This is a genomic window from Sanguibacter sp. Z1732 (assembly GCF_051020515.1).
In the GTDB taxonomy this organism is placed as follows: Bacteria; Actinomycetota; Actinomycetes; order Actinomycetales; family Beutenbergiaceae; genus CALKWS01.
In genome coordinates this window covers 1,499,257-1,513,896 of the sequence record NZ_CP194857.1, presented here as the reverse complement: position 1 = coordinate 1,513,896, position 14,640 = coordinate 1,499,257, and the positions used below count along the sequence as shown (strand labels likewise).

General features: G+C 70.1%; 16 protein-coding genes and 1 pseudogene. 11 read left to right on the top strand and 6 right to left on the bottom strand.

The genetic code is table 11. The features are described from left to right. Nucleotides 1–53: 53 nt before the first annotated feature. The 3 genes from ACRRRO_RS08095 to ACRRRO_RS08085 form a co-directional block, all read right to left on the bottom strand. A complete protein-coding gene (locus ACRRRO_RS08095; RefSeq protein ID WP_424795508.1) occupies nucleotides 54–788 on the bottom strand; it encodes a ThuA domain-containing protein in 735 nt (244 codons plus the stop codon). Next, nucleotides 788–1,939 carry a Gfo/Idh/MocA family protein gene (locus ACRRRO_RS08090; RefSeq protein WP_424795509.1) on the bottom strand — a complete coding sequence of 384 codons (1,152 nt, stop codon included), beginning with the start codon at nucleotides 1,937–1,939 and terminating at the stop codon, nucleotides 788–790. Before ACRRRO_RS08090 ends, ACRRRO_RS08095 begins: the two co-directional genes overlap by 1 nt. A gap of 67 nt (nucleotides 1,940–2,006) precedes the next feature. After that, complete coding sequence (locus ACRRRO_RS08085) at nucleotides 2,007–3,554, bottom strand: gluconokinase (RefSeq protein ID WP_424795510.1); 1,548 nt, start codon at nucleotides 3,552–3,554, stop codon at nucleotides 2,007–2,009. Between the two features lie 56 nt (nucleotides 3,555–3,610). On the opposite strand from ACRRRO_RS08085, the gene lpdA reads away from it, so the two are divergent. The 6 genes and pseudogenes from lpdA to ACRRRO_RS08055 all read left to right on the top strand — a co-directional run bounded on the left by lpdA (nucleotide 3,611) and on the right by ACRRRO_RS08055 (nucleotide 7,271). Continuing rightward, on the top strand, nucleotides 3,611–5,008 hold the full coding sequence (gene lpdA, locus ACRRRO_RS08080; protein ID WP_424795511.1) for a dihydrolipoyl dehydrogenase: 1,398 nt from the start codon (nucleotides 3,611–3,613) through the stop codon (nucleotides 5,006–5,008). 44 nt (nucleotides 5,009–5,052) lie between these two features. After that, nucleotides 5,053–5,553 (top strand): YqeB family protein, encoded by a 501-nt coding sequence (locus tag ACRRRO_RS08075; protein ID WP_424795512.1) that lies wholly within the window; start codon nucleotides 5,053–5,055, stop codon nucleotides 5,551–5,553. A gap of 50 nt (nucleotides 5,554–5,603) precedes the next feature. After that, complete coding sequence (locus tag ACRRRO_RS08070; protein ID WP_424795513.1) at nucleotides 5,604–6,068, top strand: hypothetical protein; 465 nt, start codon at nucleotides 5,604–5,606, stop codon at nucleotides 6,066–6,068. Nucleotides 6,069–6,122: 54 nt separating this feature from the next. Beyond that, a complete protein-coding gene (locus ACRRRO_RS08065; protein ID WP_434081361.1) occupies nucleotides 6,123–6,686 on the top strand; it encodes an RNA polymerase sigma factor in 564 nt (187 codons plus the stop codon). Beyond that, a pseudogene (locus ACRRRO_RS08060) lies at nucleotides 6,601–6,948 on the top strand (hypothetical protein); the annotation flags it as partial. The gene ACRRRO_RS08065 and the pseudogene ACRRRO_RS08060, both read left to right, overlap by 86 nt. A gap of 170 nt (nucleotides 6,949–7,118) precedes the next feature. Beyond that, nucleotides 7,119–7,271 (top strand): methylated-DNA--[protein]-cysteine S-methyltransferase, encoded by a 153-nt coding sequence (locus ACRRRO_RS08055; protein ID WP_434081360.1) that lies wholly within the window; start codon nucleotides 7,119–7,121, stop codon nucleotides 7,269–7,271. 28 nt (nucleotides 7,272–7,299) lie between these two features. On the opposite strand, the gene ACRRRO_RS08050 is transcribed toward ACRRRO_RS08055, so the two are convergent. Together ACRRRO_RS08050 and ACRRRO_RS08045 are read right to left on the bottom strand one after the other, a co-directional pair. Next, complete coding sequence (locus ACRRRO_RS08050; protein ID WP_434081359.1) at nucleotides 7,300–7,587, bottom strand: NADPH-dependent FMN reductase; 288 nt, start codon at nucleotides 7,585–7,587, stop codon at nucleotides 7,300–7,302. Continuing rightward, on the bottom strand, nucleotides 7,551–7,856 hold the full coding sequence (locus tag ACRRRO_RS08045; protein ID WP_434081358.1) for an NADPH-dependent FMN reductase: 306 nt from the start codon (nucleotides 7,854–7,856) through the stop codon (nucleotides 7,551–7,553). Before ACRRRO_RS08045 ends, ACRRRO_RS08050 begins: the two co-directional genes overlap by 37 nt. Before the next feature lie 86 nt (nucleotides 7,857–7,942). Between ACRRRO_RS08045 and ACRRRO_RS08040 the strand changes: the two genes are divergently transcribed. The 5 genes from ACRRRO_RS08040 to ACRRRO_RS08020 all read left to right on the top strand — a co-directional run bounded on the left by ACRRRO_RS08040 (nucleotide 7,943) and on the right by ACRRRO_RS08020 (nucleotide 11,951). After that, nucleotides 7,943–8,515, top strand: coding sequence for a GNAT family N-acetyltransferase (locus ACRRRO_RS08040; RefSeq protein WP_424795517.1), 573 nt, complete (start codon nucleotides 7,943–7,945; stop codon nucleotides 8,513–8,515). Between the two features lie 80 nt (nucleotides 8,516–8,595). Next, on the top strand, nucleotides 8,596–9,495 hold the full coding sequence (locus ACRRRO_RS08035; protein ID WP_424795518.1) for a sulfurtransferase: 900 nt from the start codon (nucleotides 8,596–8,598) through the stop codon (nucleotides 9,493–9,495). A 51-nt stretch (nucleotides 9,496–9,546) separates the two neighbouring features. Then, nucleotides 9,547–10,032 carry a SufE family protein gene (locus tag ACRRRO_RS08030; RefSeq protein ID WP_424788781.1) on the top strand — a complete coding sequence of 162 codons (486 nt, stop codon included), beginning with the start codon at nucleotides 9,547–9,549 and terminating at the stop codon, nucleotides 10,030–10,032. Between the two features lie 865 nt (nucleotides 10,033–10,897). Continuing rightward, a complete protein-coding gene (locus ACRRRO_RS08025) occupies nucleotides 10,898–11,575 on the top strand; it encodes a LacI family DNA-binding transcriptional regulator (protein WP_434081357.1) in 678 nt (225 codons plus the stop codon). A 7-nt stretch (nucleotides 11,576–11,582) separates the two neighbouring features. After that, nucleotides 11,583–11,951 carry a substrate-binding domain-containing protein gene (locus ACRRRO_RS08020; RefSeq protein WP_434081356.1) on the top strand — a complete coding sequence of 123 codons (369 nt, stop codon included), beginning with the start codon at nucleotides 11,583–11,585 and terminating at the stop codon, nucleotides 11,949–11,951. A 65-nt stretch (nucleotides 11,952–12,016) separates the two neighbouring features. Here ACRRRO_RS08020 and ACRRRO_RS08015 read toward each other — a convergent pair whose 3' ends face one another. After that, on the bottom strand, nucleotides 12,017–14,593 hold the full coding sequence (locus ACRRRO_RS08015) for a glycosyl hydrolase 2 galactose-binding domain-containing protein (RefSeq protein ID WP_434081355.1): 2,577 nt from the start codon (nucleotides 14,591–14,593) through the stop codon (nucleotides 12,017–12,019). Between the last annotated feature and the right edge of the window lie 47 nt (nucleotides 14,594–14,640).

Genomic DNA, 14,640 nt, shown 5'->3' with positions numbered 1-14,640 from the left:
CCGGCGGGCGCCCCGTGTCGGGCAGTCGGTACGGGTCCGGTGAGCGGTGCCGGTCAGGCACGATCGGCCTGGAACACCGCCGGTAGTTCCCGGGTCACCCGCGGGCGCGCCCAGACCACCCCGTTGGCGATGATCCGGCGGATCTCGTCCTGGTAGTACACCGGGTACTCCTGATCGCCGGAGCGGAAGTAGAACACCCGGCCGTGCCCGCGACGCCAGCAGCATCCGGACCGGAACACCTCGCCGCCGGAGAAGTTGGAGATGAACACCAACTCATCCGGGGTGGGCACATCGAAGTACTCCCCGTACATCTCATCGGCGGGTACCCGCACCGGCTGGGGCAGGCCCGCGGCGATCGGGTGGGTGGGGTCGACGGTCCAGATCAGTTCCTGGTCGTCGGCACTGCGCCAGCGCAGGTTGGCGGTGGTGCCCATGAGCTTGCGGAAGATCTTGGCGTGGTGGGCCGAGTGCAGCGCCACCAGGCCCATCCCGGAGAGCACGTGCTGGTACACCCGCTCGACCACGTCATCGGCGACCTCCTCGTGGGCGGCGTGGCCCCACCAGGTGAGCACGTCGGTGGCGGCCAGTACCTCCTCGCTCAAGCCGTGCTCGGGTTCATCCAGGGTGGCGGTGCGCACCTGTGCGCCCGCACCCACGTGCTCGGTGACGGCTTGGGCCACGACGGTGTGCATGCCGTCGGGGTAGATCTTCGCCACCGAGGCGTCGGTGCGTTCGTGCCGGTTCTCCCCCCAGACGGTGACGCGAAGGGGTCGGGTGGGTGTGCTCATCAGGTCTCCTGGATAGGCGATGTCCTCGAGGCCGCGGCGGTTGCCGGCACGGCGCTACCCAGCCCCACTTCGGTGCCGGTACCGGCCGAGGCGTAGCAGGCATCGAGCACCCGGGCCCGGTGTAGTGCGTCCCGGCCGGTGTACTGCCGGTGCGCCCCGGAACGGACCTTGGCCAGGAAGCCGGTCACCGCCGCCGCGTGGCGCCCATGCGGGCCCACGTGCGGGGCGAGTTCGGCCGGCACCCCGGACACCTCGGTCCACACGTTCAACCGCTCGTAGGGATCGCGCCCAGTGCCACCCCACTCGATGCTGGCCCCGCCTTCGGAGCCGTAGAGCATCACGTAGCACTGGTCATACGGGATCCACTGCGCCCAGCTGGATTCCAGCAGTAACGTGGCCCCTCCGTCCAGGCGCAGGAACGCCGTGGCCAAGTCCTCCACCTCGAACGGGCTGCCCTCCTCCAGTTCGCTCACCCCGAAGCCGGAACCGCCCCGCCCCAGCGGCCCGAACTCGGCGTGCGTGGCCGCCGAGGCCGTGATCACCTCCGGTTCACCCATCAGGTGCAACGTCATGTCCAGCATGTGTACGCCGATGTCCATCAACGCCCCACCACCGGCCCGTTCGTTCTTGGTGAACCAGGTGCCCAGTCCCGGGATCCCGGCGCGCCGCAACCACCCCGTCTTGGCGTAGTAGATGCGCCCGAGCACCCCGGAGTCGATCACCTGTTTCAGCGCCTGCACCTCACCGCGCTGGCGGTGGTTGAACGCTACGTCCAGCACCCGCCCGGCCTGCTCGGCGGCCCGCACCATCCGCTCGGCCGCCTCGGCGTGCTCGGCCATCGGCTTCTCGCACAGCACGTGGATCCCGGACTGCAACGCGCTGATGGTCATCGGGGCGTGCAGGAAGGTGGGCGTGGCGATGCTGAGCACGTCCAGGTCGGCGTCGAGGAGTTCCCGCCAGTCGGTGGTGCGGATCGGCACCTGGTGCGCTTCACCGTACTCGGCGAGCAGGTGCTCCTCCTGCGCGGCCAGGGCCACCAGATTCACACCGGGGGTCTCGGCGTAGGCGGCCACGTGCTGCTGCCCCGCCCAGCCCAGGCCGATCACACCTGCCCGCAGCGGTGGTACCCGGGCGTCGTCGTCAGTCGTCATGATCCGATCCTGCCATCGATCAGCGATCGTACCGCGCCGGGAGACGCCGGCTCACGGCGCCACCGGTTCACCCCACCGGACCGGCGATGAGCGCCTCGTAGGCCACCTCGAACCGGGCCTTGCGCCGGGCGTAGTAGTCCGCCCGGGCCGGGTCGGGCCGGTAGTGGGAACCGGTCTGGGCGCGGCTGCGCTCCACCCCCGGGGCCAGGTGCTCCAGCGCGAGGAGCGCGGTGCCGCGCAGGGTGGACCGCTTGTGCCGCACGTGCACCACTTCGGTGCCCAGTACGTCGGCCAGGATCTGCAGCCAACCGGGCAGCCCCTTGGCCATCCCACCGCCCACAGCGATCCGGTCCGGCGGGCCGGTGACCGTGCGCAACTGCTCGGCGATCCGGCCCAGCGATAGCGCGGTGGCCTCCATCGCGCCGCGGTAGATCTGATCGGCGGTGGTGGCCGCGCCCAGGTCCAGGATGTGCGCCCGGGCCCCGGTGGCCCACCCGGTGGAGCGCTCCCCGCTGAGGAACGGCAGCATCAGTGGTGTGCCCTCACCGGGTTCGGCGGACAGCACCGCATCCAGGACGGCACCGTCAGCGCGTCCACCGGCATTCGCCGTCGGACCTCCGACCCGCAGGATGCTCTCGGCCCAGCTGGACACCCGGCCCACGTCGCTCACCGCACCGCCGAGCAGGGTGTGCTCGGTGCTGATGCGGTAGGACCACAGTCCGCTCGGTAACCGCCCGGCCGCGGTGGGCACGATGGTGCGCATCGCCCCCGAGGTCGCCGCCGATACCCCCACCACACCGGGTGTGGCCGCATCGGCTCCGAGGTTGGCGGCCAGCCCGTCCCCGATCACCGGGTACCAGTCCGCCTCCGCCAGCGCCGGCCAGCGCCGGGCCAGAGCGGTCGCGGCGGCGCTTCCCGGCAGCGGCCGGATCGGCTCGTCCGGCTCGTGCACCGGGCTGAGTTGATCGGCGGTGATCCGGGCCGCCGCCAGGATCTCCTCGTCCCAGGTGCCGGCTACGCGGTCCAGCATCCCGGACCACGACGCCGCCGCACTGCCCACCGCCGTGGTCCCCAGCAGGTGCAGGTAGACGTACTCCCCCAGCGTCAGCCACCGGGTGGCGGCGGTGAACATCTGCGGGTGGTCCTGTGCCAGCCACCGCAGCCGCGCCGGCGTGTAGGAGGTGTGCAACCGGGTGCCGGTGCGCTGGTGAACCTGTTCCTCGTCCAACTCCCGGCGCAGGTCCAGCACCTGCTCATGGCAACGGGTGTCGGCGTAGGTGAAGCACGGGGTGACCGCCGCGCCGGCAGCATCCACTCCCACCAGGGAGGAGGAGAAGGTGTCGATCGCGACCCCGGCGACGCTCTGGCCCGCGGGCAGTTCGGCGAGGATGTCATCGGTGATCCCGGCGATCTCGGCCACCACCTCATCGGCATCGATCACCGCGGTCCCGGAGGCGTCGGTGATGAAGGCGTGGCCGGACTTGCCACGCAGGCCGGCAACTTCGGTGCCGGTGGCATCGAACACACCCCCGCGGGTGCCGGAAGAGCCGACGTCGAACGCCAGGACCAGAGGCGCAACCACCTCGACGGTGTCCTCCGCCACACTCGTATCCACGATCACTCCTTATCCGGTGATGTACCTCGGCGCAAGCAACGATAGAGTCTGATGCTGTGAGTTCACACTATGACGTCGTTGTTCTGGGAGCCGGTCCCGGTGGGTACGTCGCGGCGATCCGCGCGGCGCAACTGGGCAAGAAGGTTGCCGTGGTCGAGAAGCAGTACTGGGGCGGTGTGTGCCTGAACGTGGGCTGCATCCCCTCCAAGGCACTGTTGCGCAATGCCGAACTCTCCCACGTGCTGACCAAGGAGAAGAAGAAGTTCGGCATCGAAGGCGACGCCACGATGTCCTACGAACCCACGCACAAGCGCTCCCGGCAGGTCTCCGACGGGATCGTCAAGGGCGTGCACTTCCTGATGAAGAAGAACAAGATCACCGAGGTGGACGGCTGGGGCACCCTGACGTCGGCGACCTCGATGACCGTGGAGGGTGAGGACGGCAAGACCGACCTGACCTTCGACAACCTCATCATCGCCACCGGCGCGACCAGCAAGCTGGTCCCCGGCATCGAGCTCAGCGAGAACGTGGTCACCTACGAGGAGCAGATCCTCGACGCCGAGTTGCCCGAGTCGATCGTGATCGCCGGTTCCGGCGCGATCGGCGTGGAGTTCGCCTACATCATGACCAACTTCGGGGTGGACGTGACCATCGTGGAGTTCCTGGACCGGATGGTGCCCACCGAGGACGCCGAGGTCTCCAAGGAACTGCTCAAGCACTACAAGCGACTCGGCGTGAAGGTGATGCTGTCCACCAAGGTGGAGTCGGTCACCGACACCGGCGACGGCGTGCAGGTCACCGTCTCCCCCGCCGACGGCGGAGACGCCCAGGTACTGGAGGCCGACCGATTGCTCTCGGCGACCGGGTTCGCCCCCCGCCTGGAGGGTTACGGCCTGGAGAACATCGACGTGGCCACCGAGCGTGGCGCGATCGTGGTGGACTCCCGCGGCCGCACGAACGTGGAGAACGTCTACGCCGTGGGCGACGTGACCGGCAAGCTGATGCTGGCCCACACCGCCTCGGCGATGGGAATCGTGGCCGCGGAGACGATCGCGGATGCCGAGACGATGGAGGTCGACTTCGACTTCATCCCCCGGGCCACCTACTCCCAGCCCCAGATCGCCTCCTTCGGTTACTCCGAGGAGCAGGCCAAGGAGAAGGGGTACGAGGTCAAGACCTCCAAGTTCCCGTTCTCCGCCAACGGCAAGGCCGCCGGCCTGGGTGACACCTCCGGGTTCATCAAGGTGGTCGCCGATGCCAAGTACAACGAGATCATCGGCGCGCACATGATCGGACCGGACGTGACCGAGTTGCTCCCGGCCCTGACCCTGGCGCAGCGGTGGGACCTGACTGCCGACGAGGTGGCGCGCAACGTGTTCGCCCACCCGACCCTGAGTGAGGCGATCCACGAGGTGATGCACGGCATCTCCGAGGGGAACATGATCCACCTGTAGGTATCCGCTGCGAGCCCGTCCGCGCGTACCACTAGCATGCGGGGGTGAGTTCCGAGGATTCCTCCGTGCCCGACGGCGCGACCCGGGTGGGCGGGCTGGGGCCGGCTGACCGCTGGCTCACCGTGCTGCTCCTCGGTGCCCTCGGGTTAAGCGTGGGCCTGCTGGTTCCGTTGCTGGCGAACTGGGCAGCCGAGGTGCCGTGGATGCCGTTCCAGGGTCCGCTGCAGTTGATCGGCTCCTTCGACCACGACTGGCTCACCTGGGGCCGGCCCGCTATCGGAGCCATGCTGGGCCTTCTGGTGGCGCTGTTCGTGCTCCGGGTGTCACCGGTGCTCACCCTCACCGATGAGCGCATCGAGATCCGCTCCGGTGACGAGGTGACCGTGATCGAGCGGGAGAAGGTGGACGGCGTGCGCCGCAAGGGGAGCAACATCGTGATCCTCAGCGCCACCGGCCGTGAACTCTTCCACGGCGAGGTCGAGGGCTCCAAGGACGCACTGCGCGAGGCGTTCCTGCGCCACGACTACCCCTGGGAATCGGCCTGACCCGCACCCGCTGCCCGCCTGTCCTTGAGGTCGGGTGAGATCATGGGGGCATGGCCACCGCCGTTCCCCGGCTGCAGGACGAGCAGCGACGCCGCGTTCGAGCTTTCACGCTCTCGACGATCGGCGTGGTGATCCTGTTCGTGGTCGCGATCATCACCTACGCCCTGGTGGTCGGCTTCGCCGTGCCCGGCACGGGCACGATCGTCTCGGTGGCGCCCACACAGGAGAACGGTCGGGACCTGATGGTGCGCGCCGAGGTGACCGAATGCGACGAACTGACCGGGATCGAGGTACGTGAGTCCCGCAACACCGTGACCCTGACCGCCCGCACCACCACCCCGAACGCCACCCGGTGGGGCGGGCTGAACTGCCCCGATGTGATCACCGCCATGTTCTACACCGTGCGCCTGGACGCGCCCCTGGGTGAGCGCGTCGTGGCCGACTCATCCAGGCCCGATGCCGAGGTGCCCGTCCTCGCCGACCTCGCCGACCTCCTCGAGCCTCGGCATGGCTGAGGCACCGCACGACCGGCAACCTCACATCCACGCCTCCGGGTGCGTCTACCGGGTATGACGACTGTTCCGTTCGAGCAGGTGGTGACTCGCCACGGGGCCACCGTGCTGCGCGTGTGCACCGCGCTGCTCGGCCCCGATCACGCCCAGGACGCCTGGTCCGAGACGTTCCTGGCCGCGTTGGGTGCCTACCCCGACCTGGACGAGGGGGCCAACCTCGAGGCGTGGCTGGTCACGATCGCTCGCCGCAAGGCGATCGACCACATCCGGCGCACGTCCCGCCAGGCCCGTCCCACCGCCGTCATCCCCGAACGCCCCGGTGCCCACTACCGGCCCGGCGGGTGGGAGCGCGACCTGTGGGAGGCGCTGGGGGACCTCCCGGACAAGCAGCGCCACGCCGTCGTCTATCACCACATCGCCGGGCTGCCCCATGCCGAGGTCGCCGCGATCCTCGGCGGCAGCCCGGCCGCGGCGCGACGCGCCTGCGCCGACGGAGTCGCCGCGCGCTGCGCAGGCACTACCTCGAGGAGGCACGATGACCACCCACCACATCAACAGTGGTGCCCGGCCCGCCGGTCCCGACAGCCCTCCGGAGCGCACCGGCGTTCGCGCTCTGGATGAGGCGATCCGCGGAACCGTGGAACCGGCCACACTGGCACGGCTGCTCGACGACCTGGCCGAGCGCGCCGATCACGACGGATCGCTGGACGTGGGCTACGACGTGGTGGACACCCCGATCGGGGGCCTGCTGCTGGCTGCCACACCACGGGGTCTGGTGCGCGTGGCGTTCGAGACCGAGGGGTACGACGCGGTGCTGACGAACCTGGCCGAACGGATCAGCCCCCGGATCCTGCGCGCACCCGGGCGGCTGGCACCGGTGCGGGCACAGGTCGCCGAGTACTTCGAGGGCCGGCGGCGGCAGTTCAGCGTCGAGGTGGACCTGTCCCTGACCAAGGGATTCCGCCGGGAGGTGCTCGATGAACTGCGGGCGGTGGAGTTCGGGAGCGCGTCACCTACACCACCCTGGCTGCGCGGTCCGGACGGGCACGGGCGGTGCGTGCAACCGCGAGCGCCTGCGCGACCAACCCGTTGCCGGTGGTGGTGCCCTGCCACCGGGTGGTGCGCTCCGACGGCTCCCTGGGTGGCTACCGCGGTGGATTGCCGGCGAAGGAGAGGCTGCTGGCGCTGGAGTCGGTGGCGGCCTGAGCGGAAGGAGGTGCTCAGCCGACTCAGGTCAGGAGATCGAGCGCTGCTCGTCCAGGAACTGCGCGAACGCGTCGACGAACTCGCTGATCACGTGCCGCACATCATCGTCATGGATGGTGCCGTCCTCGTCGATCGTTCCCTCGGTGTACTGGAAGTACATCTCCGGGGCTTGCAGTTGCGGGGAGTCGGAGTAGGTGAGCATCGAGCGCAGGTCCTGCTGTGCCACCGCGGTGCCGACGGCGCCCGGGGAGGCACCACAGACGGCGGTGGGCTTGCCGGTCAGGGAGTTCTCTCCCCGAAGGGACGGGACGCCCACTCGATCGCGTTGGTCAGCGCCGCGGGCACCGACCGGTTGTACTCCGGGGTGATGAACAGCACCGCGTCGGCGCCCTCGATCTGATCCTTCAGCCGCTTCGCGGGGCCGGGCAGGTCGTCATCGAGGTCGCGGTTGTACACGGGCAGGTCACCGATCTCGATCTCGGTCAATCTCATCCGATCACCGGCGAGGTGCCCGATGGCGGCGGCCAGCCTCCGGTTGATCGATTCCTCGGACAGGCTTCCCACGATGAATCCAACGTCATACATGGTCGCCATTGTGTGCACGGGTGCCGCCGGAGCGCATCTTCCGGCGCTCGGGCACCGGGCCCGTGACGGTGGCGTACCGTTCGGGTGTGGCCACCAGTTCAGCCCCGCGCCCGGACGCGCTGATCCGCCCGCTCGTGCCGGCCGAGGCCGGCGATCGCGGTCTCGTGCAGGCCGTCACCACCCTGACCAACCAGGTCTACACCGAGGCCGAGGCAGGGTTCTGGCGGGAGGGTGCCACCCGCACCGACGCGGGGCAGGTCACCGCCGCGATAGCCGCCGGCTCGCTCGTCGTGGCCCAGCCGGTCGACGGCGGGCGCATCGTCGCCGCCGTGCACTCCAGCAGCCAGGGTGAGGTCGCCTCATTCGGCATGCTCGCGGTGGCACCGACGGCCCGCGGCGTGGGGCTGGGCCGCCGGCTCGTGCAGACGGTGGAGGACCTGGCGCGGGAGTCGGGCGCCACCTCGATGCAGATCGAGGTGCTCACCCCCACCGACCGGCCGCACGCCGGCAAGGCCGAACTGGGCCGCTGGTACGAGCGCCTGGGCTATGCCCGTTCCGGCGAGGTCGAGGTGACCGCCCGCTATCCCGGGCTGGGCGAACTGCTCGCGATGCCCTGCCGGCTGCTCCTGTACCGCAAGGCGCTGTCGTCCAGCACGTGAGCACCGCCGCCCCCACGTTCCCGGGGCAGCGGCGTGGATGAGAGGATCGGTGCAGACCCCGTCCATTCCAGGAGGCACCCATGACTCTGCCCTTTGACGACAACCCCAAGTTCGCCGCCTACGCCCGCCCCGAGAAGCTGGTGTCGACCCAGTGGCTCGCCGACAATCTGGGCCGGCCCGGCCTGGCGGTGGTGGAGAGCGACGAGGACGTGCTCCTCTACGACACCGGTCACATTCCCGGCGCGGTCAAGATCGACTGGCACACCGACCTGAACGACCCGGTGACCCGTGACTACGTGGACGGGCGGGGCTTCGCCGACCTGCTCGGCCGCAACGGGATCAGCCGCGAGGACACCGTGGTGATCTACGGCGACAAGAACAACTGGTGGGCGGCCTACGCCCTGTGGGTGTTCACCCTGTTCGGTCATCAGGACGTGCGCCTGCTCGACGGCGGACGGGCCGCATGGGTGGCGCAGGAGCGGGAGTTCACCACCGAGGTGCCCAGTCCCGAACCCGTGGACTACCCGGTGATCGAGCGCGACGACTCGGCGATCCGGGCCTACAAGGACGACGTGCTGGACTTCCTCGGTGGGCAACTGGTCGATGTGCGCTCGCTGCCGGAGTACACCGGGGAGAAGACCCACATGCCCGACTACCCGCAGGAGGGCAGCCTGCGCGGTGGGCACATCCCGGGGGCGGAGTCGGTCCCGTGGGCACGCGCGGCCAATGAGGACGGCACCTTCCGCACCCGCTCCGAACTCGAGGAGATCTACCGGGGCGAGAAGGGCCTGAACCCACAGCAGCCGGTGATCGCCTACTGCCGCATCGGGGAGCGTTCGGCGCACACCTGGTTCGTGCTGCAGTACCTGCTCGGGTTCCCCGACGTGCGCAACTACGACGGGTCCTGGACCGAGTGGGGCAATGCCGTGCGGGTGCCGATCGCGGTCGGGTCCGAACCGGGGCAGGTCCCCGGGCGCTGAGCCGGCCCGCGAGCGCACCAGCCCGCGAGCGCCCCGGGGCGCACAGGTGAGATGATCGGACGTGGCCACCTTTCCCGTCTGATCGAAGGAACGCCCGTGTCATTGCCTCCCGCCATGGCCCAGATCGTGGACGACTTCAACGCGCTCACCGTCCCGGACCGGCTGCAACTGCTGCTGGAGTTCTCCGGCGGTTTGCCGCCGCTGCCCGAGCGCTACAGCGACCATCCGGAACTGCTCGAACCGGTTCCGGAGTGTCAGTCGCCGCTGTTCCTGGTCGCCGAGGTGGACGGAACCGGGGACGACGGCGTGGTCCGGTTGTTCTTCTCCGCGCCTCCCGAAGCACCCACCACGCGCGGCTTCGCCGGGATCTTGCAGGAAGGTCTGGACGGGCTGACTGTGGCCGAGGTCCTGGACGTGCCGGCCGACGTCTCGGACCAGTTGGGCCTGGGAGAGGCGGTCAGTCCGCTGCGCCTGCGCGGCATGGCCGGTATGTTGTGGCGGATCAAGCGGCAGGTGCAGGCCAAGGCCGCGCTCTGACCCCACCTCAGGCTTGCTGGGCGTCCCGGGCGGGCCCCCGGAGGGCGCATCGAGCGCACCGGCGATGCGCTGGCGGACCGCGTCGTCGGTGGCATCGGGGATCGCGATCAGACCCAGCAGCTCGTGCTGGGTGCGCCGGTAGGCCTGCTGCCGTTCGGCACTGGTGGCCGCGGAGTCCTCGGCCAGGGCCAGGAACTGCTTCGCCCGTTCCAGGGTGCGCCGTTCCTCGGGGGAGAAGTCGGTGGACCGGCGCCGTTTGGCCTCCCGCTCTGCGATCTCGAAACTGATGGCGTACTCCCGCACGGCCTCCCGGTAGTCGGCCAGGGCTTGCTCCTCGCCCAATCGGGCCGGATCCTCGGGCCGCAGGCCGTCGGCGGTGCGTTTGGCCCGGTGGAACTCCACGGTCACCGGTTCGCGCATGTCACTCATCACCGGGAAGTCGATCAGCTTGGCCAGGTCGAGCTCGTAGGACAGCCAGCGCTGGTCGATCTCCTGATGCTCGGCGATCAGCCGCTGGGCCTCGCTGCGCCGGGCGGCGGTTTGCTCCGCCCTGGCCGCGCGGTCCGGGCCACGTCCGCGGCCCTGTGCCCCGTCGGCGACGGGCGGCCGGTTCCCGTACTTGATCCTGGCGAGCTCCAGCTTGTGCTTGCGCCGGCGTTCATCCCAACGGCGCACGGCCCGGGCCCAGCCCCCCGCCACCCCGGTGAGGATCCCGCCGAGCGGGAAGACCAGCCACCAGTACGAGCCGATGAACTCCCAGACATTCACTCCCCCAGCGTAACGAGCGGGCCCCAGCCTGCGCCATGACTACTGTCATCCAGCCGATTCCGAGCATCCTCGCGCCCGGCCGTGGGACAGTAACCGAGTGAGCAACGGCAACCGCCTGACGATCGCCGATCTGGCCCGCCGTCTGGGCCTGTCGCCGGCAGCGGTCTCCTACGCCTTGAACAACCGGCCGGGAGTGAGCCAGGAGACGCGTGACCGGGTGCAGGCCCTGGCCCGGGACCTCGGGTGGTACCCGAGCTCATCGGCGCGAGCGCTGTCCAAGGCGCGCACCGGTTCGATCGGGATGGTGCTCTCCCGTGACCCGGAGATGATCGGCACCGAGCCCTACTACATGCAGATCATCGCCGGGGTCGAGCATGTGCTGATCGAGGCGGACATGTCCCTGACACTGCGGATGGTCAGCCCGCAGTCCGGTGCGGACCTGGCCATCTACTCGCGTTGGGCGGCCGAACGCCGGGTGGACGGGGTGATCCTCTTCGATGAGCACGTGGACGATCCCAGGTTGCCGCTGCTGACCCGCCTCGGCCTGCCGGCGGTGCTGCAGGGTGGTCCGGCGACCAGTTCGACAATCCGCAGCATCGAGACCGATGACCGGGCGGTCGCGGAACTCATCGTGGACGCGTTCGCCGCTCTGGGACACCGATACCTGACCTACCTCACCGGACCGTTGCGCATGATGCACGAGCGGCACCGTCTGGCCCAGGTTGGTGCGCAGGCGGAGCGGCGGGGGATGAGCATCAAGGTGATCGGGTGGTGACTACACGATGGCCGGGGCGCATTCCCTGATCTCGGAACAGTTGCGCACCGGGCCGGTGCCGAGCGCGATCACCTGCTCCAACGATCTGATGTCCGTCGGCACGCTCCAGGCGGCCGAGGAGGCGCGGGTCAGCGTGCCCGGGGACCTGTCCCTGATCAGTTGGGACGACTCGCTGCTGTGCTCGGTCTCGCGTCCGGCGATTACCGCGGTGGACCGGCACCCGGTGGAGTACGGGATCCGCACGGCGCAGGCCCTGCTGCACCTGATTCGCGGTGGTACCGACACCACCGAGGAACTCACACCCAGCCAGATGGTGTTGCGCGGGACCACCGGGCCGGCACCGGGTTGGGTGCCGGCACACAACCTGGGCGGTTAGCGCCGGGACGGTCCTGCTGCGCCCCGCCCCGACGCCCTCTCCGGCTTCCCTGCCGGCCCGGCCGATCAGCGAGCCGGGGCCAGTTCCTCGATGTCGTTTGCCGCGCGCAGCACCGGGCGGGTCATCAGTGCCTCGGCGTGCTCGGGGCCGGCGCCGAGGATGCGGATTCGGGTGGCCTCTCCGGGTAGCAGCGTGATGAGCGCGCGGGAGGCCACCGCCGACGCCGGCAGCGGGTCGCCGTCGGCATCGAGCAGCCGGTCGGGAAAGACGGTCAGGTCCCGCACCAGCGTTTCGGCGGTCACCACCAGGTCGACCCCGTCCTCCGCCTGGTGCACCTGGGTGTCCCAGCCGGCGCGCGGGTAGGCCAGTTCGGTGTCACGGGCCCAGAACCACGTGGTGCGCTCCGCACCCGGGGCCTCGATCACCAGCAGTTCGGCGCGCTCGTCCCCGGTGTGGGCGACCTGGGCCGGCAGGGCCACCTGCGCCGTACCGGCGACGGGAACCTCGAGGGAAACCTCGGTGCTGGCGTGTTCGGTGCCGTCGAAGGCCACCCGGCGCACCGTCGCAGTGACGCTCCAGGCCTGCCCGGAATCGTTCACAGCAGCCAGGACCAGAGCCCCATCGCGTGGCTGCACGCTCAGGCGTTGCGGCGCGAAGGCCGAACGGAGGGCGTACCACAGCGGCTTGAGCCGCTCCTCCGAGTCCACCGCGGCCCAGGAGATCACCGGCCAGCAGTCGTTGAGCTGCCACACCAACGCCCCGGTGCACCGCGGCAACGAACGTAGGTGGTCCACGCCCAGGATCAGCGCGCGGGCCTGGTGCAGCTGGGCGATCCACAACCAGTCGTCGTCGGTAGCCACGGCAGGGAAGTGCTCACCGATGCGGCTGTTCAGCTTGTGCACCCCGTTCTCCGCGCGCAGGTGGTGGCGCACCACCGGGTTGTCCAGTGTCAGCTCCCCCTCGGGGACGGCTGCGCGCAGGGTGGCGTGGGTGGGCGGTCCGCAGAACCCGAACTCCGCGGCGAAGGGCGGTGTGCGGTCCCGGTAGGCCACCATGTCCAACTCGTTCCACACGTCCCACAGGTGCGAGGGGCCGCGTTCGTCGGCGTTCGGGGAGGTGGTCAGGTCCCCCGAGTTCGGACTGCCGGGGATGTAGGGCCGGGAGGGGTCCAGTTCGGCCACCAGCGACGGCAGCAGTTCGCCGTAGTAGTGCGCGCCCCAGGGCCGCCCGTCCAGGATCTCCTTCCAGCCCCACTCGTCGTACCCCATCAGGCACTCGTTGTTGGCGTTCCACAGGATCAGCGAGGGGTGGTGGGACAGGTCGGTGATGGCCTGGCGGGCCTCGGCCTCGATCTCCTCGCGGAACCACGGGGTCTCGGGGTAGGCGGCGCAACTGAACAGGAAGTCCTGCCACACCATCAGACCGCGCTCGTCGCACGCGTCGTAGAACTCCGCCGGCTCGAAGATCCCCCCACCCCACACCCGCAGTGTGTTCGCGTTGGCTGCGAGCGCCTGGTCCAGCCGCCGGCGGTACCGCTCGGCGCCGATGGCCGACGGGAAGGGCAGGTCCGGGATCCAGTTGAAGCCGCGCGCGTTGACGGGCCGGCCGTTGATCACGGTCTGGAAACCCACGCCGTGGGCGTCCGGCTCCTGCACCAGTTCCACGGTGCGGAAGCCCACCCGGCGTTCGACCCGGTCCAGGACCTGACCGTCGGCCGTGCACACCTCGATGGTGACCGGGTAGCGGGTCGCCTCCCCCATCCCCACCGGCCACCAGGGACGCACCTGGGGCACCCGCACCTCGGTCTCCACGCGGTCCCCCCGGACCTCCGCGGTGGTGCGATGTGCACCCGGGTGGTCACCGCCGTCGTGCCCCCCGGCCCCGTCCCCCGGAAGGTCCCCGCCCCCGCTGTGCGGGTGGGCATCGACCCGGACCCGCACCTGCAGATCTTCCTCGGCTCCGGTGCTCCGCACGGTGGCGGCCACCCGGAGCACCCCGTCGTCGCCGTCGAGGGTGGCCAGCGGCACCGGATCGTCCAGTGCGGCCACCGACCAGGTGTCCAGCAGCACCGGTCGCCAGATCCCGGCGGTGATGAACACCGGGCCCCAGTCCCAGCCGAAGTTGCAGGCCATCTTGCGCACGTACGGGTAGTGGGTGGCCTCCACCGCCGGCATGATCCCGACGTCCTCGCGGACCCGGTCCACCTCGGCCATGATCGGGTGGAAGACCACCTCCAGGCGGTGTTCGGCGTGGATGAGCAGCCCGGTCACATCGAACCGGAACCGGCGGTGCATGTTCTTGGTCTCCCCCAGGCGCACCCCGTCCAGGAACACCTCGGCGTGGGTGTCCAGGCCCTCGAACACCAGCTCGGTGCGCTCACCCGGCTCGGCCGGGGCCGCGACGGTGGTCGCGTAGGACCAGGTCGAGGCCCCGATCCAGTGCTGCTCGTCCTCTCGGGTGCCCACGTTCGGGTCCGCCAGGTGGCCGGCGGCGATGAGGTCGGTGTGCACGGTCCCCGGCACGACGGCATCGATCGCCTGGTGCTGCAGGTCCGCCGGGGCGCCCGGGGCGCCGTGGAGCAGGTGCAACTGCCAGCCGCAGTGCAACGGGGTACGACGGCGGGCGGGGTCTGGATGGGTCACGGGTATTCCTCCGATGTGCTCCGGCGACCGCACCGACGTGCAGGCCG

What these genes read in the sequence shown, in the direction of transcription:
- ACRRRO_RS08045 (WP_434081358.1), bottom strand. Translation starts at nt 7,856, where the DNA reads ATGTATGACGTTGGATTCATCGTGGGAAGCCTGTCCGAGGAATCGATC.
- ACRRRO_RS08070 (WP_424795513.1), top strand. Translation starts at nt 5,604, where the DNA reads ATGGCCACCGCCGTTCCCCGGCTGCAGGACGAGCAGCGACGCCGCGTT.
- ACRRRO_RS08065 (WP_434081361.1), top strand. Translation starts at nt 6,123, where the DNA reads ATGACGACTGTTCCGTTCGAGCAGGTGGTGACTCGCCACGGGGCCACC.
- ACRRRO_RS08090 (WP_424795509.1), bottom strand. Translation starts at nt 1,939, where the DNA reads ATGACGACTGACGACGACGCCCGGGTACCACCGCTGCGGGCAGGTGTG.
- ACRRRO_RS08095 (WP_424795508.1), bottom strand. Translation starts at nt 788, where the DNA reads ATGAGCACACCCACCCGACCCCTTCGCGTCACCGTCTGGGGGGAGAAC.
- ACRRRO_RS08020 (WP_434081356.1), top strand. Translation starts at nt 11,583, where the DNA reads ATGGCCGGGGCGCATTCCCTGATCTCGGAACAGTTGCGCACCGGGCCG.
- ACRRRO_RS08030 (WP_424788781.1), top strand. Translation starts at nt 9,547, where the DNA reads ATGATCGGACGTGGCCACCTTTCCCGTCTGATCGAAGGAACGCCCGTG.
- ACRRRO_RS08035 (WP_424795518.1), top strand. Translation starts at nt 8,596, where the DNA reads ATGACTCTGCCCTTTGACGACAACCCCAAGTTCGCCGCCTACGCCCGC.